Source organism: Streptomyces sp. NPDC002092 (assembly GCF_053593775.1).
This window is the reverse complement of record NZ_JBSFDG010000015.1, coordinates 193,072-212,414: the sequence shown is the minus strand read 5'-3', so window position 1 is coordinate 212,414 and position 19,343 is coordinate 193,072. Positions and strand designations below refer to the sequence as shown.

General features: G+C 69.4%; 17 protein-coding genes, 1 pseudogene and 1 riboswitch. Of the genes and pseudogenes, 7 read left to right on the top strand and 11 right to left on the bottom strand.

The genetic code is table 11. From position 1 onward, the window contains the following. Positions 1–63 precede the first annotated feature (63 nt). The 3 genes from ACWCRD_RS31975 (at position 64) to def (ending at position 3,172) form a co-directional block, all read left to right on the top strand. Positions 64–1,305 carry an HD-GYP domain-containing protein gene (locus ACWCRD_RS31975; RefSeq protein WP_450969225.1) on the top strand — a complete coding sequence of 414 codons (1,242 nt, stop codon included), beginning with the start codon at positions 64–66 and terminating at the stop codon, positions 1,303–1,305. Positions 1,306–1,412: 107 nt separating this feature from the next. Continuing rightward, positions 1,413–2,393, top strand: a complete 981-nt coding sequence (locus ACWCRD_RS31970) for a tetratricopeptide repeat protein (protein ID WP_344405375.1) — start codon at positions 1,413–1,415, stop codon at positions 2,391–2,393. 128 nt (positions 2,394–2,521) lie between these two features. Then, positions 2,522–3,172, top strand: a complete 651-nt coding sequence (gene def, locus ACWCRD_RS31965; protein WP_450969224.1) for a peptide deformylase — start codon at positions 2,522–2,524, stop codon at positions 3,170–3,172. 17 nt (positions 3,173–3,189) lie between these two features. On the opposite strand, the gene ACWCRD_RS31960 is transcribed toward def, so the two are convergent. Then, on the bottom strand, positions 3,190–4,155 hold the full coding sequence (locus ACWCRD_RS31960; RefSeq protein WP_450969223.1) for a GlxA family transcriptional regulator: 966 nt from the start codon (positions 4,153–4,155) through the stop codon (positions 3,190–3,192). Positions 4,156–4,248: 93 nt separating this feature from the next. Between ACWCRD_RS31960 and ACWCRD_RS31955 the strand changes: the two genes are divergently transcribed. Further along, the gene (locus tag ACWCRD_RS31955) at positions 4,249–4,473 is read left to right on the top strand and encodes a hypothetical protein (RefSeq protein WP_450969222.1); all 225 of its coding nucleotides are present in this window, start codon (positions 4,249–4,251) and stop codon (positions 4,471–4,473) included. On the opposite strand, the gene ACWCRD_RS31950 is transcribed toward ACWCRD_RS31955, so the two are convergent. The 10 genes and pseudogenes from ACWCRD_RS31950 to ACWCRD_RS31905 form a co-directional block, all read right to left on the bottom strand. After that, complete coding sequence (locus ACWCRD_RS31950; protein WP_450969221.1) at positions 4,440–4,925, bottom strand: hypothetical protein; 486 nt, start codon at positions 4,923–4,925, stop codon at positions 4,440–4,442. The two genes, ACWCRD_RS31955 and ACWCRD_RS31950, sit on opposite strands and share 34 nt — an antisense overlap. A gap of 110 nt (positions 4,926–5,035) precedes the next feature. Beyond that, on the bottom strand, positions 5,036–7,081 hold the full coding sequence (locus ACWCRD_RS31945) for a putative Ig domain-containing protein (RefSeq protein WP_450969220.1): 2,046 nt from the start codon (positions 7,079–7,081) through the stop codon (positions 5,036–5,038). Positions 7,082–7,313: 232 nt separating this feature from the next. Next, the gene (locus tag ACWCRD_RS31940; protein WP_450969219.1) at positions 7,314–7,934 is read right to left on the bottom strand and encodes a nucleotidyltransferase family protein; all 621 of its coding nucleotides are present in this window, start codon (positions 7,932–7,934) and stop codon (positions 7,314–7,316) included. Positions 7,935–7,961: 27 nt separating this feature from the next. Then, positions 7,962–8,981: a ribonucleotide-diphosphate reductase subunit beta gene (locus ACWCRD_RS31935; RefSeq protein WP_450969218.1), complete on the bottom strand. Its 1,020-nt coding sequence runs from the start codon at positions 8,979–8,981 to the stop codon at positions 7,962–7,964. After that, positions 8,981–11,353 (bottom strand): ribonucleoside-diphosphate reductase subunit alpha, encoded by a 2,373-nt coding sequence (locus ACWCRD_RS31930; RefSeq protein ID WP_450969217.1) that lies wholly within the window; start codon positions 11,351–11,353, stop codon positions 8,981–8,983. Before ACWCRD_RS31930 ends, ACWCRD_RS31935 begins: the two co-directional genes overlap by 1 nt. A 124-nt stretch (positions 11,354–11,477) precedes the next feature. Continuing rightward, positions 11,478–11,606: riboswitch (cobalamin riboswitch) on the bottom strand. A 62-nt stretch (positions 11,607–11,668) separates the two neighbouring features. Beyond that, a complete protein-coding gene (locus ACWCRD_RS31925) occupies positions 11,669–12,169 on the bottom strand; it encodes a GNAT family N-acetyltransferase (protein WP_450969216.1) in 501 nt (166 codons plus the stop codon). A gap of 74 nt (positions 12,170–12,243) precedes the next feature. Next, complete coding sequence (mctP, locus tag ACWCRD_RS31920) at positions 12,244–13,872, bottom strand: monocarboxylate uptake permease MctP (RefSeq protein ID WP_450969215.1); 1,629 nt, start codon at positions 13,870–13,872, stop codon at positions 12,244–12,246. Next, positions 13,869–14,132 carry a DUF3311 domain-containing protein gene (locus tag ACWCRD_RS31915; protein WP_450969214.1) on the bottom strand — a complete coding sequence of 88 codons (264 nt, stop codon included), beginning with the start codon at positions 14,130–14,132 and terminating at the stop codon, positions 13,869–13,871. The genes mctP and ACWCRD_RS31915 overlap by 4 nt, the downstream gene beginning before the upstream one ends. Positions 14,133–14,317: 185 nt before the next feature. Beyond that, positions 14,318–14,879 (bottom strand): annotated as a pseudogene (locus tag ACWCRD_RS31910) (carbon starvation CstA family protein); the annotation flags it as partial. 176 nt (positions 14,880–15,055) lie between these two features. Then, positions 15,056–15,820: a GntR family transcriptional regulator gene (locus ACWCRD_RS31905; protein WP_450969213.1), complete on the bottom strand. Its 765-nt coding sequence runs from the start codon at positions 15,818–15,820 to the stop codon at positions 15,056–15,058. Positions 15,821–16,129: 309 nt separating this feature from the next. Between ACWCRD_RS31905 and ACWCRD_RS31900 the strand changes: the two genes are divergently transcribed. The 3 genes from ACWCRD_RS31900 to ACWCRD_RS31890 all read left to right on the top strand — a co-directional run bounded on the left by ACWCRD_RS31900 (position 16,130) and on the right by ACWCRD_RS31890 (position 19,335). Further along, positions 16,130–17,413 carry an extracellular solute-binding protein gene (locus ACWCRD_RS31900; RefSeq protein WP_450969212.1) on the top strand — a complete coding sequence of 428 codons (1,284 nt, stop codon included), beginning with the start codon at positions 16,130–16,132 and terminating at the stop codon, positions 17,411–17,413. 72 nt (positions 17,414–17,485) lie between these two features. Then, a complete protein-coding gene (locus tag ACWCRD_RS31895) occupies positions 17,486–18,475 on the top strand; it encodes a carbohydrate ABC transporter permease (protein WP_450969211.1) in 990 nt (329 codons plus the stop codon). Continuing rightward, entirely contained in the window at positions 18,472–19,335 is an 864-nt protein-coding gene (locus ACWCRD_RS31890; protein ID WP_450969210.1) for a carbohydrate ABC transporter permease, read from the top strand. Before ACWCRD_RS31895 ends, ACWCRD_RS31890 begins: the two co-directional genes overlap by 4 nt. Positions 19,336–19,343: the final 8 nt, after the last annotated feature.

The following is a 19,343-nucleotide window of genomic DNA, read 5'->3' as shown; positions in this document are numbered from 1 at the left end:
AACCCGCGGCCGTCGTCTCGAGCGGGCCGGGGACCCCGGGATGCGCGCCCCCGGAGCCCGCGGATGAGCGCCCGGTCGCCGCTGACGCTTCTCATTCATGCCTGTGCCGGCCTCCTCGCCGCCGTCTCCCTCGCCGTCACCCATCACACCGGCCTGGAGGAGCGGCCCACCGCCCTCGCCTTCGGGCTGCTCGTCACCGTCGGCGAGCTCAGCCGCTGGACCGGTGCCCGGGTCAGGGAGGCCGCGCCGCTCGGGGCCGCCGGGGCGATGTCGTACGCCCTGCTCGGGGAGGACGCCGGGCAGCCCACCCACCACGGCGTCACCCAGGTCGTCGCCGTCGTCCTCGCCGCCGCCCTCATCGGCAGCGTGCCGCACATCGCCCGCGGACGCGGACCCGTGCTCGACCACCTCGCGCGGCGCGTGCTCACCGTCGGATTCGCCGCCGTCTGCTTCCAACCCCTGTACAACCGGGGGGTGTTCGGCCAATGGCACGGCCCCGCCTACGCCCTGCTGCTCCTCGCCCTCCTCGCGCTCACCGCACTGTGCGACGCCGTACTCGCCGCCGCGCTCGCCCACTCCCGCACCCAGTGGCCCTTCGGCCCGCTGCTGCGGGACGAACTGCACGCCCTCCTCGGCATCGGCTCCGCCGTGTGCGCCACGGGCGCGGTGATGGCCCTCGCGGTCGCCGTCGTCGGACTGTGGGCGCTGCCCGTGTTCTCGCTGCCGCTGCTGCTGACCCAGCTGTCCTTCAAGCGGTACGCGGCCGTGCGGACCACCTACCGGCAGACCATCACCTCCCTCGCCCGCGCCACCGAGATCGCCGGGTACACCCCCGCCGGGCACGCCCGCCGGGTGGCCGCCCTCAGCCGTGCCGTCGGACGTGACCTCGGGCTCACCCGGCCCGAACTGACCGTGCTGGAGTACGCCGCCCTCATGCACGACATCGGCCAGCTCAGCCTGGTCGACCCGGTACCGGCGGGCGCCACCGCGGGCCTTCCCTCGGCCGAGCAGCGCCGCATCGCCCTGCTCGGCGGGGCCGTCGTACGCCAGACCGGGGTCGACCCGGCGGTCGCCGTGGTCGTCGAGCGGCAGGCCGACCCCTACCGGGAGCAGCCCCTTGCCGCCCGGATCGTGCGGGCCGTCAACGCATACGACGAGAAGGCACGCGACGCCGGGCCCGGCGGGCCCCTCACGGCGCTGGAGGAGCTGCGGCTCGCCACCGCCGGGGACTATGCGCCCGAAGTGGTGGAATCGCTGGCCCGGGTCCTCGCACGGGACTGTCTGACCCTGCCTGCGGCTGGGTAACCCATGGGTAATGAGCGCCCTTCCAGCCGTACGTGGTTGGATGCGAATGAGAGGGTGTGTCCGGGGGCAGCACTAGCCAGCCCACTCCACGGAACTGGCAGGGAATCGTGAGGATCTTCGGCAAGGGACGGCACCGGCCCTCCGCCTCCTGGCGGCAGGCCACCGACCGCGCGTTCACGCTGATCGGCGACGGCCGGTACGAGGACGCGGGCGCTCTGTTGACACGTGCTGCCGACCTGGAGCCCTGGCTCTCCGAGTCCTGGTTCAACCTCGCCCTGCTGCACAAGTTCCGGCACGACTGGGAGCAGGCCCGCGCGGCAGGCCTGCGCGCCGTCGCGCTGCTCGACCGGGAGACCGGCGCCCCCGACTGGTGGAACGTCGGCATCGCGGCCACCGCCCTGCAGGACTGGCCGCTGGCCCGGCGGTCCTGGCAGGCGTACGGGCTGCGGGTGCCGGGGGCTGCCGCGGCGAACGGCGAGCCGGTCGGGATGGAGCTGGGCAGCGCCGCCGTACGGCTGTCCCCTGAGGGGGAGGCCGAGGTCGTGTGGGGGAGGCGGCTGGACCCCGCGCGCATCGAGGTGCTGTCGATTCCGCTGCCGTCGTCCGGACGGCGGTGGGGTGAGGTCGTGCTGCACGACGGAGTGCCCCATGGTGAGCGCACCACCGCCGCCGGGCATGCGTACCCGGTGTTCGACGAGATCGAGCTGTGGGCGCCGTCGCCGGTGCCGACGTGGGTGGTGCTGCTTGAAGCCGCCACCGAGGCGGATCGGGATGCGCTGGAGCAGTTGGCCGCGGACGCGGGGTTTGCCGCGGAGGACTGGTCGTCCTCCGTGCGCCTGCTATGTCGTATGTGCTCGGAGTCTCGGATGCCGTCCGATGAAGGTGACGGGGAACATCTGGATCCTCATGATCACAGTGAGCCCGGGCATCCGGGGCCGTTGGGGCATCGCACGGACGGGCAGTTGTGGGTGCCGGAGCGGGAGTGCGGGGTGGCGGCCCCGGCTTCCCTGGTCAGGGGGCTGTTGGACGGGTGGGTTGCGGACAGTCCGGATTCGCGGGACTGGCGGGATCTCGAAGAGGTGTGCTGAGGATCGCGGCCGGGTGCGGGCTCGTCGTGGCTGGTCGCGCAGTTCCCCGCGCCCCCTGAGGGGCGCTACCCGTACCCTGTAGCAGCAACTTCACCCCTTGGTTTGGTTTAGGAAGGCATACGTCGGTCATGGCGCAGCAGGACACCGATCAGCAGCACGTGGGCGTGCTTCCCGTGGACGACGACGGCTTCGTCATCGACACCGAGGAGGCCGAGGAGCGCGAGAACGCCTGGCGGGCGGCCGGGACCTCGCGGCCCATCACGGTCGTCGGCAACCCGGTGCTGCACAAGGAGTGCAAGGACGTCACCGAGTTCGGTGAGGAGCTGCAGCAGCTGGTCGCGGACATGTTCGCCTCGCAGCGCACCGCCGAGGGCGTGGGTCTGGCCGCCAACCAGATCGGCGTCGACCTGAAGGTCTTCGTCTACGACTGCGGCGACGACGAGGGCGTCCGGCACGTCGGTGTCGTCTGCAACCCCAAGCTGGTCGACCTGCCCGCCGAGCGGCGCCGCCTGGACGACAGCAACGAGGGCTGCCTGTCCGTGCCCACCGCGTACGCACCGCTCGCCCGTCCCGACTACGCCGAGGTGACCGGCCAGGACGAGAAGGGCAACCCGATCAAGGTCCGCGGCACCGGCTACTTCGCCCGCTGCCTGCAGCACGAGACCGACCACCTGTACGGCTACCTGTACATCGACCGCCTGTCCAAGCGTGAGCGCAAGGACGCGCTCAGGCAGATGGCCGAGAACGAGCCGCGCTACCCCGTCGTCGCGAACGACTGAGGCGGCCCCGGTGACGGTCAGGCGGCCGCCTCCGGGCCCCTGAAGGTGCGCCGGTAGGCGTTCGGGGTCGTCCCGATCGCCTGGACGAACTGGTGGCGCAGTGCCGCCGCGTTGCCGAACCCCGCTCTGCCCGCGATCGCGTCCACCGTCTCGTCCGTCCCCTCCAGCAACCGCTGGGCCAGCAGCACGCGTTGCCGCAGGATCCACCGGTAGGGAGTCGTCCCCGTCTCCTGCTGGAAGCGGCGGGCGAAGGTGCGCGGCGACATATGGGCGCGGTCGGCGAGCTGCTCGACCGTGACCTCCTCGTCGAGGTGCCGCTCCATCCACACCAGCACCTCGGCGACGGTGTCGCCGTGCGAGCGGGGCAGCGGCCGCTCGATGTACTGCGCCTGCCCGCCGTCCCGGTGCGGCGGCACCACCATCCGCCGGGCGATCTTGTTCGCGACCTCCGGGCCCTGCTCCTTGCGCACGATGTGCAGACAGGCGTCGATGCCTGCGGCGGTGCCCGCCGAGGTGATCACCGGGTCCTCGTCCACGTACAGGACGTCGGGCTCGACCGTCAGCTGCGGGTACGCCCGCGCCAGCTCCTCCGCGTGGTGCCAGTGCACGGCGCAGCGCCGGCCGTCGAGCAGCCCGGCCGCGGCGACCACGAAGACGCCGGAGCAGACGCTGAGGATGCGGGCGCCCCGGCGGGCCGCGCGCCGCAGCGCGTCAAGGAGCTCGGGCGGGAACTCCCGGGTCTCGAAGCGGGCGCCGGCCGGCACGGCGATGAGGTCGGCCTCCTCCAGCCGCTCCAGACCGTGCTCGACGTTCATGGAGAAGCCGGCACGGGTGCTCAGCACCGGACCCTCGGCCGAGGCGACCGCGAAGTCGTAGACGGGCAGTCCGTCGTCGCTGCGGTCGGTGCCGAACACCTCGCAGACCACGGCCAGTTCGAAGGGGTTCACACCGTCCAGGACGACGGCGGCGACGTTCTGCAGCATGCCACCAGTGTGCCTTGCCATTGGCAGTATTTCGAGGGTCCACGGCAGTCCTGCCACTGTTTGTCAGGAGCTATCGGCGCGACAGTGGTGTCCATGGATACGGCACACCTCGAAGGACTGATCGGAATGCTGACCGTTCTCGCCCTCCTCGTTCTCCTGGTCCTCCCGTCCGTGCTCGGTATCGCGCGCGACCGTCGCATCGACCGGCAGATTCGCGAGGCCGAGCAGGCCCGCCGGGAGGCCGATGGCCTCGGCCCCGACGGGCGTCCCGCCCGCCGGCAGCGCTACTTCACCACCACGGTGACCCACCACTCCTGAATCCCCAGGCACGAGACCTGGCCGGGCTGTTTGGCGCACAGCGGCCGCGTGGACTGCAGCCGGGTCTTCCCGTCCGCCACGGCCTTGAAGGCCGCGCTCGCATCGCCGGGCTGCAGGACGAAGCCGCTGTTGGCCGCCCGCAGCACCGAGCCGCTCGCCGTGACCGGCTTCCAGGGCCGCTTCGCGGTTCCGTCCAGGCTGATCCGGACGGTGTCGCCCACCGCCAGACAGACCGTACGGCCGCTGTCGGCGGCACCGAGCGTCGACTCCGTCGTGCAGCCGCCCGAGGGGCTCGGCGTCGGACTGGCCGGCGGGCTCTTCCTGGGGGTGGGGGAGGACGACACGTTGTTGCCGTCGCCGCCCTTGCCGCTGTCGGTCTGGTTGCCGCAGCCGGCCAGGGCGAGGGTCAGTGCCGCGAGGGCGAGTGTCGTGTGGCGGATCGTTCGGCGCATGGGGGGCCTCCTCACCTCTGTGACGTGTGACCCCCGCGTCCGGATCCACACCGGAGCCCCGGCCGCGAAGGCGGCGACCGGGGCTCGGGGTCACACAGGATCGATCGGGATCAGCTGGTCGTGACGGCGGTGTCGTCGACGACGAAGCTGGTCTGGAGCGAGGAGTCCTCGACACCGCTGAACTTCAGGGTGACGGTCGAGCCCGCGTAGGAGCTCAGATCGATGGACTTCTGGGCGTACCCGGAGGCGGCGTTGAGGTTCGAGTACGTCGCCAGGGTGGTCGAACCGGCGCTGACCGTCAGCTTGTCGTACGCGGTGGAGCCGGTCTCCGCGGTGTCGATGTGCAGATAGAAGGTGAAGGTCGCCTTGCAGCCGCTCGGCACGGTCACCGACTGGGACAGCGTGTCGGTGTGCGAGGAGCCGTAGCCGTCCAGCCAGGCGTAGTACGAACCGCCGTGCGCCGACTCACTGCTGGAGTTGGTGATGACACCGCTGGACGCGGTCCAGGTGGTGTTGCCCGACTCGAAGCCGGGGTTGCCGAGCAGCTGCGAGGAGGTGCAGGTGCCGCCGCCGGAACCGACGGTCCAGCTGAAGGAGGTCGAGCCGGAGGCGCCGGTCGAGTCCTTGGCGGTGACGGTGACCTGGTAGGTGCCCGCGGTGGACGCCGTACCGGAGATCAGGCCGCTGGAGCTGCTGATCGACAGCCCGGTCGGCAGGCCGCTCGCGCTGTAGGTGAGAGCCGCGCCCCCGCTGTCGGTGGCCTTGATCTGCAGGCTGACCGAGCTGCCCGTGGTGGTGGACTGGCTGCCGGGGTTGGTGACGGTCACCGTGTTGCCGGAGGTGCTGCCCGAGGTGAAGGCGGTGGTGCCGTTCGGGGTGCCCCAGCCGGTCGGGCCGTCGTAGCCGGTCTCGGCGGTGCAGAAGTACGCCGTGGAGCAGGAGCCGTTGCTGCCGCTGGTCACGTCGTACAGGTTGCCGGTGTGGCTGTAGGGGTACTTCGCCGGGTAGTCGCCGGAGCCGGGGGTGCCGGCCAGGGCGTACACGCCGGCGATGATCGGCGACGAGGCGCTGGTGCCGCCGTAGACCGCCCAGCCGGAACCGCCGTACGTGTCGTAGACCGCGACACCGGTGGCCGGGTCGGCGACCGCGGAGACGTCGGCCTCCATGCGCTTGCTGCAGCCGCTGTCGGTCTGCCAGCTCGGCTTCGGGTCGTACGCGGAGCAGCCGGAGCCGGTGCCCTCGGTGGAGCTGGTGTGCCACACCGACTCGGTCCAGCCGCGGGAGTTGGAGGACGTGGACAGGGCCGTACCGCCGACCGCCGTCACATACTGCGAGGTCGCCGGGTACTCGGCGCCGTAGGCGGAGTCACCGGCGGAGACGGTGATCGCGACACCCGGGTGCTTGAAGTACGAGGTGTCCTCGCTGGTCTGGGACGAGGACTCGGAGCCGCCCCAGCTGTTGGAGACGAACTTCGCGCCGAGCGACACGGCCTCGTTCTCGGCGATGCCGAGGTCGGTGTCGTTCGCGGAGTTCGCCTCGACCAGGATGATGTTGCAGTTCGGGCAGACCGCGCTGACCATGTCGATGTCCAGCGCCTCCTCACCCGCCCAGCCGGTGTCGTTGGTGGGCAGCGAGGTGGTGGAGCCGGTCTGGCTGACCTGCTTGAAGCAGCCGTTGGCCTTGGTGCAGGAGGACAGGCCGTACGTCGAGCGGTAAGTGGCCAGGTCCGACTCGGCGTTGGGGTCGTTGTAGGCGTCCACCACGGCAACCGTCAGGCCCGAGCCGCCCGTCGAGGGCAGGTTGTAGGCGCTGTGCAGGTTGGCCGGGGAGAGGCCGGAGGGCGCGGCGGCGGCGACCGCGGAGGCCAGCCGCTGCTTGATGTCGGTACGGCGCTGGGCGAAGCAGGACGCGTGGCCGGGGGCGGCGGTGGCGCACAGGTGCTGGGTCGGCACCTTCTGGCCGGCCTTGCCGGTCGAGTGGAACGTCTGCCGCTCGGGGGAGGTGAGGGCCTTGGCGTTCTGGGCGGTCCGGGTGGGGTGCGCGGCCACGGGTGCCGCGTGCGCCGGTGCGGCCACGAGGCCGGCGAGGCCGAGAGCGAGGGCGGGTATGGCGGTGGCCAGGAGTCTTCGCAGGCTCCGTCTGGGCTTCTCACGCATGGGGGTACTGCCTCCGTCGTTGGAGTGGGGTTCTCGACGCTGGTGGCAGGCCTGTGACGCGCGTAGCGGCGGCGGGGCGCCGTCATGGGCATGACACTTCGAACATCCTGTGCCGGTGTTGTGTGCACATGGCAGGACGGCCAGAAAGTAGCCGGAGGCGAGGAGCCCGGAACAGATGGGCCGGAAGAACTTTGCCGCTCCGTGGGAGGTCCATGGCCGTCCGATGGAGGCCCTATGGACGCTCCATGGACGAGTCCCGGCGAGGCCAGTCCAGCACGGTCAGCTCCGGCCACTGCTCGCGCCAGCGCGCGGCCTTGGTTTCGTATACGGAACGCGGGGCGAGCACGGGGTTCGGCCGCACGACGAGGTTGAAGACGTCGGAGAGGCCGTGCGGTGCGTAGACCCGCCACCGGCCGCCGGCCTCCAGCCGTACCCCCAGGCAGCAGGTCGTGGCGGCGAAGCTGTCGATCGCCGCCTCGCTCGACTCGTACGGCGGGCACGGCACTCCGAACCTGTCCTCGTACCAGAGGTGCACGCGTGCCTCGTTGCGGATCTCGACCTCGGCCGGGAGATCCGCGAAGATCTCCCGGCCGGCCTTGATCACGGCGTCCTCGGCCTCCCAGGACAGGTCACCGGCGTCGAAATAGAAGACGTCGTAGTCCTTGATGCCGGCGGTGGGCGGCCGGTCGGTGACGACGTTCCAGACGGTCTGGAAGAGGCACCCGGCGGTGAGGTACCAGCCGGGCAGCGCCATCGTCGCGGCCCGCTCCAGCACCTCGGTCAGGACGCTGTTGCGGGACAACACCGCGCACAGGGAGTCGAGTTGGTCATCGAGAGGGAGACGGCTGATCACCCTCCCGGCATATCACGGCCGGAGGCGTCAGAAGTCCTCGTCCAGGTCGACCGTGCCCTCCACCGCCACCTGGTACGCCGAAGGCCGGCGCTCGAAGAAGTTGGTCAGTTCCTGGACGCCCTGCAACTCCATGAAGGAGAAGGGGTTTTCGGAGCCGTACACCGGGGCGAAGCCGAGGCGGGTGAGGCGCTGGTCGGCGACGCACTCCAGGTACTGGCGCATCGACTCGGTGTTCATGCCGGGCAGACCGTCCCCGCACAGGTCGCGGCCGAACTGCAGCTCGGCCTCGACGGCTTCCCGCAGCATGTCCGTCACCTGCTGCTCGAGCTGGTCGTCGAAGAGCTCCGGCTCCTCCTTGCGGACGGTGTCGACCACGTCGAAAGCGAAGGACATGTGCATCGTCTCGTCGCGGAACACCCAGTTGGTGCCGGTGGCCAGGCCGTGCAGCAGGCCCCGGCTGCGGAACCAGTAGACGTACGCGAAGGCCCCGTAGAAGAACAGGCCCTCGATGCAGGCGGCGAAGCAGATCAGGTTGAGCAGGAAGCGGCGGCGGTCGGCCTTGGACTCCAGACGGTCCAGGCTGTCCACCGAGTCCATCCATTTGAAGCAGAACTGGGCCTTCTCACGGATGGAGGGGATGTTCTCGACGGCCGCGAAGGCGGCGGCGCGGTCCTCCGGGTCGGGCAGGTAGGTGTCCAGGAGGGTCAGATAGAACTGGACGTGCACTGCCTCCTCGAACAGCTGGCGCGACAGGTACAGGCGCGCCTCCGGGGAGTTGATGTGCTTGTACAGGGTCAGGACCAGGTTGTTCGCCACGATCGAGTCCCCCGTCGCGAAGAAGGCGACGAGGCGGCCGATCAGGTGCTGCTCGGCGGGCGTGAGCTTCGCGAGGTCGGCGACGTCCGAGTGGAGGTCGACCTCCTCCACGGTCCAGGTGTTCTTGATGGCGTCCCGGTAGCGCTCGTAGAAGTCCGGGTAGCGCATGGGGCGCAGGGTCAGCTCGAAGCCCGGGTCGAGAAGGTTCTGGGAACGGGTGGTGCTGGTCATCACTGGCAGGCCTCGCAGGACTCGGGGTTTTCCAGGGAGCAGGCGACGGCCTCGGGGTCGGCCGCCTGCTGGACGGGGACGGTGGCCCGGGCGGCGCGGGCGATGCGGGTCGCCGGGCGGGAGCGCAGGTAGTACGTCGTCTTCAGGCCCTGTTTCCAGGCGTACGCGTACATCGAGGAGAGCTTGCCGATGGTCGGCGTCTCCAGGAACAGGTTCAGGGACTGGGACTGGTCGAGGAACGGCGTGCGGGCCGCCGCCATGTCGATCAGGCCGCGCTGCGGGATCTCCCACGCCGTGCGGTACAGGGCGCGTACGTCGGCCGGGATCCAGGTGAAGTCCTGCACCGAGCCGTTCGCCTCGCGCAGGGCCTCGCGGGTGCGGGCGTCCCAGACACCGAGCTCCTTGAGGTCCTTCACCAGGTAGGAGTTGACCTGGAGGAACTCGCCGGAGAGCGTCTCGCGCTTGAACAGGTTGGAGACCTGCGGCTCGATGCACTCGTACACGCCCGCGATCGACGCGATGGTCGCGGTGGGGGCGATCGCGAGGAGGAGCGAGTTGCGCATGCCGACGGTCGCGATGCGCTCCCGCAGGGCCGCCCAGCGCTCCGGCCAGGTGAGTTCGGTGTCGTAGTGGTCGGGGTGCAGGACGCCGCGGGCCGTACGGGTCTTCTCCCAGGCCGGCAGCGGTCCGCTCCGCTCGGCGAGGTCGGCGGAGGCCTCGTACGCGGCGAGCATGATGCGCTCGGCGATACGGGTGGACAGGGCCTTGGCCTCGGGGGAGTCGAACGGCAGGCGCAGCTTGAAGAAGACGTCCTGGAGGCCCATCGCGCCCAGGCCCACGGGGCGCCAGCGGGCGTTGGAGCGGCCCGCCTGCTCGGTGGGGTAGAAGTTGATGTCGACCACGCGGTCCAGGAAGGTCACGGCCGTGCGGACCGTCTCGTCCAGCCGTTCCCAGTCGATGTCCCCACCGGCCACGAACGCGCCGAGGTTGACCGAGCCCAGGTTGCAGACCGCCGTCTCGCCGTCGTTCGTGACCTCCAGGATCTCCGTGCAGAGGTTGGAGGAGTGGACGACATGGCCCGGCTCGGCCGTCTGGTTGGCGGTGCGGTTGGCGGCGTCCTTGAAGGTCATCCAGCCGTTGCCGGTCTGGGCGAGGGTGCGCATCATGCGGCCGTAGAGGTCGCGGGCCGGGATGGTCTTCTTCGCGAGCCCCGCCTCCTCCGCCCTGCGGTAGGCGGCGCCGAACTCCTCGCCCCACAGGTCCACCAGCTCCGGCACGTCCGCCGGGGAGAACAGGGACCACTGCCCGTCGGCGTTCACGCGGCGCATGAACTCGTCCGGGACCCAGTGCGCGAGGTTCAGGTTGTGCGTACGGCGGGCGTCCTCACCGGTGTTGTCGCGCAGCTCCAGGAACTCCTCGATGTCCGAGTGCCAGGTCTCCAGGTAGACGGCGGCCGCACCCTTGCGCCGGCCGCCCTGGTTCACGGCGGCGACCGAGGCGTCGAGGGTCTTCAGGAACGGGACGATGCCGTTGGAGTGGCCGTTGGTGCCGCGGATGAGGGAGCCGCGGGCGCGGATGCGGCTGTACGACAGACCGATGCCGCCCGCGTGCTTCGAGAGGCGGGCGACCTGGTGGTAGCGGTCGTAGATGGAGTCCAGCTCGTCGAGTGGGGAGTCGAGGAGGTAGCAGGACGACATCTGGGGGTGCCGGGTGCCGGAGTTGAAGAGGGTGGGGGAGGAGGGAAGGTAGTCGAGGCGGCTCATCAGGCCGTAGAGCGCGGCCACTTCGTCCACCGAGCGGCTGCCCGTCTTTGAATCAGATGCAGTGTCTTCGGCCAGTCCGCTCGCCACCCGCAGCATGAAGTGCTGGGGCGTCTCGATGACCTTGCGGGTGAGGGGGTGCCGGAGCAGGTAGCGGCTGTGGAGCGTGCGCAGGCCGAAGTAGCCGAAGCGGTCGTCGGCTTCGAGGTCGATCAGCGCGTCGAGGCGGTGGGCGTGGACCCGTACGAACTCGGCCGTGCGGTCGGCGATCAGCCCCTCCCGATGGCCCACGGCGACGGACTCCGTGAACGACATGACGCCCTGCGAGGCGGCCTCCGCGGCGATGCCGATCGTCAGCAGCCTGGCTGCCAGCCTGCTGTACGCGGGGTCCTCCGAGATGAGCCCGGCCGCCGCCTCCGTGGCCAGTTCGCGCAGCTGCGTCTCGTCCGCACGGGCGGACCGGCCGCGCAGCGCGGCGGCGGCGACCCGGCCGGGGTCGGCGTCGGGGAGGTCGGCGGTCAGCTCGGTCAGGGTCCGCAGCAGCGCGGCTCCCAGGCCGTCGTCGGACACGGCGGCGCTGGCTGAAACCGGGTCTGCTGGCGCGATGGTCACGTGAGGCTCTCCCTCGCTCGGCACGGGGGCCTTGCGGAGGGCAGGGGGCAGTCACGAGCGCACACGGCGTCGCGTCCACCGGCCCACTCCACGAGGCCCGGACGTCGAAGCACCCGGGCCGGATGGGCCGGGCACACCGTCGGCAGGTCCTCGGACTGACGCCCATATGCGCGCGAACACCTATGGGTACACCGTTGCGGGACAGTTCCGGATTCACACCGGATTCCCCTGCGGCGACAGCGAGCATGAGCATACATCTTGTGCCGGGTGAGGACAGCACCCCCATATGTTGTGTCGCGGCGACTTCGGAGCGTGTCAGAGTGTCAACTCATAGGTGAGGAGCGTGAACTCGGCGCCCGGGATCGGCTTCCAGTCGCGCTCGGGGGCGCGGACGAAGCCGGCGCGCTCGTAGATGCGGTGGGCGGCGTGCATGACGGGCTGGGTGCACAGGACGATGCCGGAGCACTCCGCGGCTCTTGCCCGGTCGACACAGGCGCGTACGAGGGCTTCTCCGGCGCCTCGGCCGCGCGCTGCCCGGTCGACGGCCAGCATGCGTATCTCGGCCTCTCCCGGGCCGGCCAGATCCGCCATGGGGCCGCCGGACGGGACGTAGGCGACGCCGCCGATCGGCCGGCCGCCCAGGTCGGCCACCAGCACCTCCGCGGCTGCCGCCCGCTTGGCGACGTCCCTCAACTCGGCCAGATACCAGTCGCTTTCACCGAAGGTGAGCAGGCCGTCCTGCAGATAGGCCTGGGCGGTGATCTCACCGAGGACCTCGTACTCACCGGGTTCCGCCTGTCTGATCACGATGTCCATGGTCCCGAGTCTGCCGGACGGGTACGACAACGGGCCGCCGGATTTCTCCGACGGCCCGCTGATCGCCGTGACCGCTAGTGGGACGCGCCCGCCGTCGCCGGCGGCAGCTCCACCTGGACGCCCGGGTCGCCCGCGTCCGCCGTGTAGTCGTCCGGCTTCGTCTCGTCGACGCCCTCCGGGGCCTTCAGGGCCTTGAGTACGAAGGTCAGGACCACCGTCACCAGAACGTTCAGGACGAACGCCGTGAGGCCGATGTAGCCGATCTGGCCGATGCCGGGGATCGCCGCGTTGGAGCCGCCGAAGTGCTTCTGCGTGGGCGAGGCGACGCCGTACGCGGCGAGGGTGCCGTAGACCATGCCGACCGCCCAGCCCGCGAGCAGCGCCCAGCGGTGGAACCAGCGCGTGAACAGGCCGCCGACCAGGGCCGGGAATGTCTGCAGGATCCAGATGCCGCCCAGCAGCTGGAAGTTGATGGCGACCGTCTTGTCCATCGTCAGGACGAAGACCAGGGCGCCCACCTTCACCAGCAGCGAGACCAGCTTGGAGACCTTGGTCTCCTGTTCCGGCGTCGCGTCCGGCTTGATGAAGTCCTTGTAGATGTTGCGGGTGAAGAGGTTCGCGGCCGCGATCGACATGATCGCCGCCGGGACGAGGGCGCCGATCCCGATGGCCGCGAAGGCCACGCCCGCGAACCAGCTCGGGAACATGTCCTCGAACAGCTGAGGGATCGCCAGCTGCCCGTTGGTGACCTTGACCCCCGCCGCGATCGCCATGAAGCCGAGCAGCGCGAGCAGGCCCAGCATCAGCGAGTACAGCGGAAGGATGGTGGTGTTGCGCCGGATCACGTCACGGCTCTTCGAGGACAGCGTCGCGGTGATCGAGTGCGGGTACATGAACAGCGCGAGCGCGGAGCCCAACGCCAGCGTGGCGTACGTCCACTGGTTCGCCTCGGCCGGGACCAGCGCCCCGCGCGGCTTCCCCGTCGCCGGGTTGGTCGCGCTGAAGGCCTCGCCCGCCTTGGCGAAGATGTGGTCGAACCCGCCCAGCTTGATCGGGATGTAGATGATCGCGACGGCGATGACGATGTAGATCAGCGCGTCCTTCACGAACGCGATCAGCGCGGGCGCGCGCAGACCCGACGAGTACGTGTACGCCGCCAGCACACCGAAGGCGATCAGCAACGGCAGGTCCTTCACGAACCAGTTGGAGCCCGCGTCGCCGCCGATCCCCATGACGTCGAGGACCGCCTGGATGCCCACCAGCTGCAGGGCGATGTACGGCATCGTCGCCAGGATGCCGGTGACGGCCACCGCCAGCGACAGCCCCTTCGAGCCGAAGCGGCCGCGCACGAAGTCCGAGGTGGTCACGTACCCGTGCCGGTGCGAGACCGACCACAGGCGGGGCAGGAAGGTGAAGATCAGCGGGTACACCAGGATCGTGTACGGCACGGCGAAGAAGCCCGCCGCGCCCGCAGCGTAGATCGCCGCGGGTACGGCGACGAAGGTGTACGCCGTGTACAGATCGCCGCCGAGCAGGAACCAGGTGATCCAGGTGCCGAAGGACCGGCCGCCCAGGCCCCATTCGTCGAGGCTCTGCTCGTTCTCGGCCTTGCGCCAGCGCGCGGCCAGGAAGCCCATGACCGTGACGGCCAGGAAGAAGAAGATGAAGACGCCGAGCGCGACGCCGTTCACGCCGTGGTTCATTCCGCCGCACCGCCCTTCTGTGCGGCGCGGGCGCGCTGGTCACGCTGCCACAGCTTGTACGCCGTCATGGTCAGCGCCGTGGAGATCAGCACCCACAGCATCTGGTACCAGTAGAAGAACGGGATGCCGCCGAGCGCCGGGTCCGTCTTGGCGTAGGAACCCACCCAGAGCATCGCCACGAAGGGCGCCACGAGACAGAGGGCGATGACCACGCGGACCGGTGTCACCACCGGTGGTCTCGCCTCGGACACATCTGACATACCGGCTCCGTCCCCTCGCTGATCACCCGTACTGATCACTTGTGTAATGCGCAGGCAATCTAGGTCACGGTGTCACGGGAGCGGAAGACCTCGTCCGCATATCGGTATGTCGATTCCGTGAAAGCCCGACATCGCTGTCAGCGGCAGCGGAAACCCTGGCGCGGGTCCTCCTCCTGACGGTCCGTCCGCATCCGCTATGACCAGCGCCAGCACCCCGAGCAGGATGATCATGATGGCGAAGGCGGCGATCAGCGCGGCCGCACCCCCGAAGGGGCCGATCTCCTCGCGGGCCATCTGGCCGAGCGAACGCCCGTCCCTGCGCGTGGAGAAGAACAGCACCACCATGTCCTGGACCGCGCCCGCGAAGACCACGCCGGCGATGATCCAGATCGTGCCGGGCAGATAGCCCATCTGCGCGGCCAGCACCGGACCGACCAGGGGTCCGGCACCCGCGATCGCCGCGAAGTGGTGGCCGAGCAGGACACGGCGGTCGGTGGGGTGGAAGTCGATGCCGTTGTCGAGGCGTTCGGCCGGGGTGGCCCGGGTGCCGTCGACCTTGAGCACCTTGTGCGCGATGAACTTCGCGTAGAAGCGGTAGGCGATCGCGTACGAGCCGAGGGCTGCCGCGACCATCCAGGCGGCCGAGACGCTCTCGCCCCGGGAGAGCGCGAGCACGGACCAGCCCGCCGCTGAGACCAGGGCGACGAGGGTCCAGATGACGATGGAGCGGACGTTCGCGGTACGCACGAGGCGGTCCTCCCGTCCAGACGGAGTCGGGAGGACCGTAGAACAGGAGTCGCGCAAGCGCTACACCGCGTTCGGTACTACGGCGAATCAGTCCTGAGGGCGCTTCAGACGGGCCACGCTGCATTGTCCCGGGGGATGACCCCCGGACCCCCGGCCGACCCACACCCCGCCAGGCTCTACTCCGCAGGCCGCTTGAGCCGGGCAACAAACTTGTATCGGTCCCCCCGATAAACAGACCGCACCCACTCCACCGGCTCGCCCGTCTTGTCGTACGAGTGGCGGGAGAGCATCAGCATCGGCAGGCCCACGTCCGTGCCGAGCAGGCCCGCCTCGCGCGGGGTGGCCAGTGAGGTCTCGATGGTCTCCTCCGCCTCGGCGAGATGGACGTCGTAGACCTCGGCCAACGCCGTGTAGAGGGACGTGTACTTGACCAGCGAGCGGCGCAGCGCCGGGAAGCGCTTCGCGCTCAGGTGGGTCGTCTCGATCGCCATCGGCTCGGCGTTGGCCATGCGGAGGCGTTCGATACGGAGCACCCGGCCGCCTGCCGTGATGTCGAGGAGCTCGGCGAGGCGGTCGTCGGCGGTGATGTAGCCGATGTCCAGCAGCTGCGAGGTGGGTTCCAGGCCCTGGGCGCGCATGTCCTCGGTGTACGAGGTGAGTTGGAGCGCCTGGGACACCTTCGGCTTGGCGACGAAGGTGCCCTTGCCCTGGATGCGTTCGAGGCGGCCCTCGACGACCAGCTCCTGCAGTGCCTGCCGCACCGTCGTGCGCGAGGTGTCGAACTCGGCGGCGAGGGTGCGCTCGGGCGGTACCGGAGTGCCGGGGGACTGCGTCTCCGTCATGTCGAGCAGGTGTTTCTTCAGGCGGTAGTACTTGGGCACGCGCGCGGTTCGGACACCTGCCCCGCCGTCGGTCTCCGCACTGCTGACGTCGCTGCTCATGCTCTGCCTTCCCGGCTCCGGATGCGGGTCACTTCGTGATCCCTTCTGTATACCGTCGCCAGCTCATTTGGTCTAGTCCACGGAGGGCCAAGTGGTCTAGCGGACGAGAGTACTCCGGCATCGGTGATTTCGCTGCCTTCTTACTTAAAGGTTCTTGCATATGTAGGTCGCATAACGGCTGGTCAGAGGCGTTTCGAGCACCCTTGACAGGCTTCGTGGTCTGGTCCAAGCTCCCGGTACTGGTCTACACCATTGGTTCAGGTCCCGGCGCATGAGCGGGGAGGTGTGGGCATCCCTGAGGAGGGTGGCGTGAAGCGCAAGCTCATAGCCGCGATCGGTATCGCGGGCATGATGGTCTCCATCGCGGCGTGCGGCAGCAGTGACGGCAAGGGTTCTTCCAACAGCGGCGCGGACGCCAAGGAGCTGACTGTCTGGCTCACCGTCGACGCCCAGAACAACTGGCCGAACCTGGTGAAGGCCGCCGACGCGGCCGTCCAGAAGAAGCACCCCGGCATCAAGATCAACCACGAGTACTACGGCTGGCCGGACAAGAACACCAAGCTCGACGCGGTCCTCGCCACCGACAAGGCCCCCGACGTGGTCGAGATGGGCAACACCGAGATGCTGGGCTACATGGTCAAGGGTGCCTTCGCCCCCCTGGACCCGGCGAAGTTCAGCAACTCCGCCGCCTGGCTGGACGGCCTCAAGGCCTCGGTGACGTACGGCGGCAAGACCTACGGCGTGCCGTACTACGCGGGCGGCCGGGTCGCCAACTGGCGCAAGGACGTCTTCGCCTCGGCGGGCGTCAAGTCCACGCCGAAGACGTACGCGGAGCTCACCGCCGACCTCGACAAGGTGCAGCAGAAGGAGGGGGACAAGTTCTCCGCCTGGTACCAGCCCACCCGTGACTGGTACGCGGCCATGTCCTTCGTCTACGACGCCGGCGGCTCCATCGCCAAGGAGGAGGGCGGCCAGTGGAAGGCCAACCTCTCCTCGCCCGAGTCGATCAAGGGCCTCACCGAGTTCAAGAACGTCATCGACAAGTACATGCACGGCGACAAGACCAAGGACGAGTCCGACCGCTACATCGTCTACGGCCAGGGCAAGTCCGGCATGATCTTCGGCGCCGCCTGGGAGGGTGCGACCTCCGCCGACCCGAAGAACGACAAGACCGGCAAGCTCAAGAACAACCTCGAGAACTTCGTGATGCCGGGTCCGTCCGGCAAGAACCTCCCGGTCTTCCTGGGCGGCTCCGACCTCGCCGTCCCGGTCAAGTCCAAGGCGCAGGCCCTCGCCGCCGAGTGGATCGACGCGTTCACCGGCCCCGCCGGCCAGAAGGGCCTGATGGCCAAGGGCAACCTGCCCAACAACAAGACCGACCTCGCGACGCTGAAGAACGACCCCGCGACGGCGGTCCCGGCCACCGCCGCCGAGTCCAACTGGTTCGTCCCGATGGCCCCCGGCTGGGGCCAGGTCGAGAAGGCGCAGGTCCTGCAGACCATGCTGCAGGACATCGGCACCGGCAAGAAGTCGGTCGAGGCCGCCGCCAAGGACGCGGACACCGCGATCGACAAGGTCATCAACGCCAAGTGACCAGCGAGCGGGGTTCCGCCCGGGCGGAACCCCGCTCTCCGTACGACCTGAGGGACCGCTGAGGAGCGCGCGATGAGTGCCGCAGACACGACCACCCCTGCCAAGGTGCCGCCGCCGCGGCAGGCGCCGCCACCGCCGCCGGTCGCCGAGAAACCACGCAGAGCCCGGACTTCGGGCGGCGCGGCCACACCGTGGCTGCTGCTCGCCCCCTGTCTGCTGATCCTGGCGCTGGTCCTCGGCTATCCGCTGTTCCGCCTGGTCACCCTGTCCTTCCAGAAGTTCGGACAGTCCCAGCTGTGGGGCTTCCAGCCCGCCGACTGGGTCGGGTTCGCCAACTTCACCGGAGTGCTGGGCGACGGCGAGTTCTGGCAGGTCGTGGTCCGCACGATCGTCTTCGCGGGCGGGTCGGTCGTCTTCACGATGGTGCTGGGCATGCTGATCGCCCTGCTTCTGCAGCGGGTCTCCGGCTGGGTGAAGACGCTGGTCAACATCGTGCTGGTGGCCAGCTGGGGCATGCCGATCATCGTCGCCACCACCGTCTTCAAGTGGCTGTTCGACGCCGACTACGGCATTCTCAACGCCCTGCTCAGCAAGCTGCCCGGCGTGGACCTCATCGGCCACAACTGGTTCGCCAGCGGGCCGCAGGGCCTCGCCGTGATCATGCTGCTGGTGGTCTGGGGTGCCGTCCCCTTCGTCGTCATCACCCTCAGCGCCGGCCTCACCCAGGTCCCCGCCGAACTGGAGGAGGCGGCCCGCCTGGACGGCGCGGGCTCCTGGGGCGTCTTCCGGTACGTCACCCTGCCCATCCTCAAGCCGATCATCGTGATGCTCACGACCCTGTCGGTCATCTGGGACATGGGCGTCTTCCCGCAGGTCTTCGTGATGCGCAACGGCCATCCCGAGCAGGAGTTCCAGCTCCTGACCACCTACTCGTACGACCGTGCCTTCGTGGTCAACGACTATGCGCAGGGCTCCGCGATCGCGCTGATCACCGTGGTGCTGCTGCTCGGCGTGGTCGCCGTGTACATGCGCCAGATGCTGAAGATCGGAGAGGTCGAATGACCGTCATGAACGCCGTGGCGACGACGGACGCAGGCTCGCGACCCCGCAAGTCCAAGCTCGGCTGGAACCTCCTCGGTCTCCTGGTCTTCGTCACCGCCGGCTTCCCCGTCTACTGGATGCTCAACACGGCCATCAAGCCGGCCAAGGACACCATCGACCCCGACCCGAGCCTGTTCCCGACCGGCTTCACCCTCGACAACTTCCGCCGGGCGCTGGCCATCGCGGACTTCTGGGGCCCGGTCGGCCGCAGCCTGATCGTCTCCCTCTCGGTCGTGGCGATCGGCATCGTCGTCGGCATGCTGGCGGCGCTCGCCATCTCCCGGTTCGCCTTCCGCGGCCGCAAGATCGTGATCGTCGGCATCCTCGCGGTCCAGATGGTCCCGCTGGTCGCCATGATCATTCCGATCTTCCTGCTCCTCAACGACCTGGAGCAGTACGACAAGCTCTCGGGCCTGATCATCACGTATCTGACCTTCATCCTCCCCTTCACGGTGTGGACGCTGCGCGGCTTCATCGTCAACATCCCGAAGGAGCTGGAGGAGGCGGCGATGGTCGACGGCTGCAGCCGCACGGGCGCCTTCATCCGGGTCGTCTTCCCGCTCCTGGCCCCCGGCATGGTCGCGACCTCGGTCTACGGCTTCATCCAGGCCTGGAACGAATACCTCTACGCCCTGATGCTGCTCAGCCAGCAACACCAGACCGCGACCGTCTGGCTCGGCAACTTCACCACCAAGCACGGCACCGAATACGCGCCGATGATGGCCGGAGCCACGATGATGGCCGTGCCGATCGTCGCCCTGTTCCTCCTCGTCCAGCGCAAGATGGCCGCGGGCCTGACCGCCGGCGCAGTGAAGGGATAACGCCACCC

What these genes read in the sequence shown, in the direction of transcription:
- ACWCRD_RS31915 (WP_450969214.1), bottom strand. Translation starts at nt 14,132, where the DNA reads ATGTCAGATGTGTCCGAGGCGAGACCACCGGTGGTGACACCGGTCCGC.
- ACWCRD_RS31955 (WP_450969222.1), top strand. Translation starts at nt 4,249, where the DNA reads ATGGATACGGCACACCTCGAAGGACTGATCGGAATGCTGACCGTTCTC.
- ACWCRD_RS31950 (WP_450969221.1), bottom strand. Translation starts at nt 4,925, where the DNA reads ATGCGCCGAACGATCCGCCACACGACACTCGCCCTCGCGGCACTGACC.
- ACWCRD_RS31960 (WP_450969223.1), bottom strand. Translation starts at nt 4,155, where the DNA reads ATGCTGCAGAACGTCGCCGCCGTCGTCCTGGACGGTGTGAACCCCTTC.
- ACWCRD_RS31905 (WP_450969213.1), bottom strand. Translation starts at nt 15,820, where the DNA reads ATGAGCAGCGACGTCAGCAGTGCGGAGACCGACGGCGGGGCAGGTGTC.
- ACWCRD_RS31945 (WP_450969220.1), bottom strand. Translation starts at nt 7,081, where the DNA reads ATGCGTGAGAAGCCCAGACGGAGCCTGCGAAGACTCCTGGCCACCGCC.
- ACWCRD_RS31975 (WP_450969225.1), top strand. Translation starts at nt 64, where the DNA reads ATGAGCGCCCGGTCGCCGCTGACGCTTCTCATTCATGCCTGTGCCGGC.
- ACWCRD_RS31895 (WP_450969211.1), top strand. Translation starts at nt 17,486, where the DNA reads ATGAGTGCCGCAGACACGACCACCCCTGCCAAGGTGCCGCCGCCGCGG.
- def (WP_450969224.1), top strand. Translation starts at nt 2,522, where the DNA reads ATGGCGCAGCAGGACACCGATCAGCAGCACGTGGGCGTGCTTCCCGTG.
- ACWCRD_RS31890 (WP_450969210.1), top strand. Translation starts at nt 18,472, where the DNA reads ATGACCGTCATGAACGCCGTGGCGACGACGGACGCAGGCTCGCGACCC.
- ACWCRD_RS31935 (WP_450969218.1), bottom strand. Translation starts at nt 8,981, where the DNA reads ATGACCAGCACCACCCGTTCCCAGAACCTTCTCGACCCGGGCTTCGAG.
- mctP (WP_450969215.1), bottom strand. Translation starts at nt 13,872, where the DNA reads ATGAACCACGGCGTGAACGGCGTCGCGCTCGGCGTCTTCATCTTCTTC.
- ACWCRD_RS31925 (WP_450969216.1), bottom strand. Translation starts at nt 12,169, where the DNA reads ATGGACATCGTGATCAGACAGGCGGAACCCGGTGAGTACGAGGTCCTC.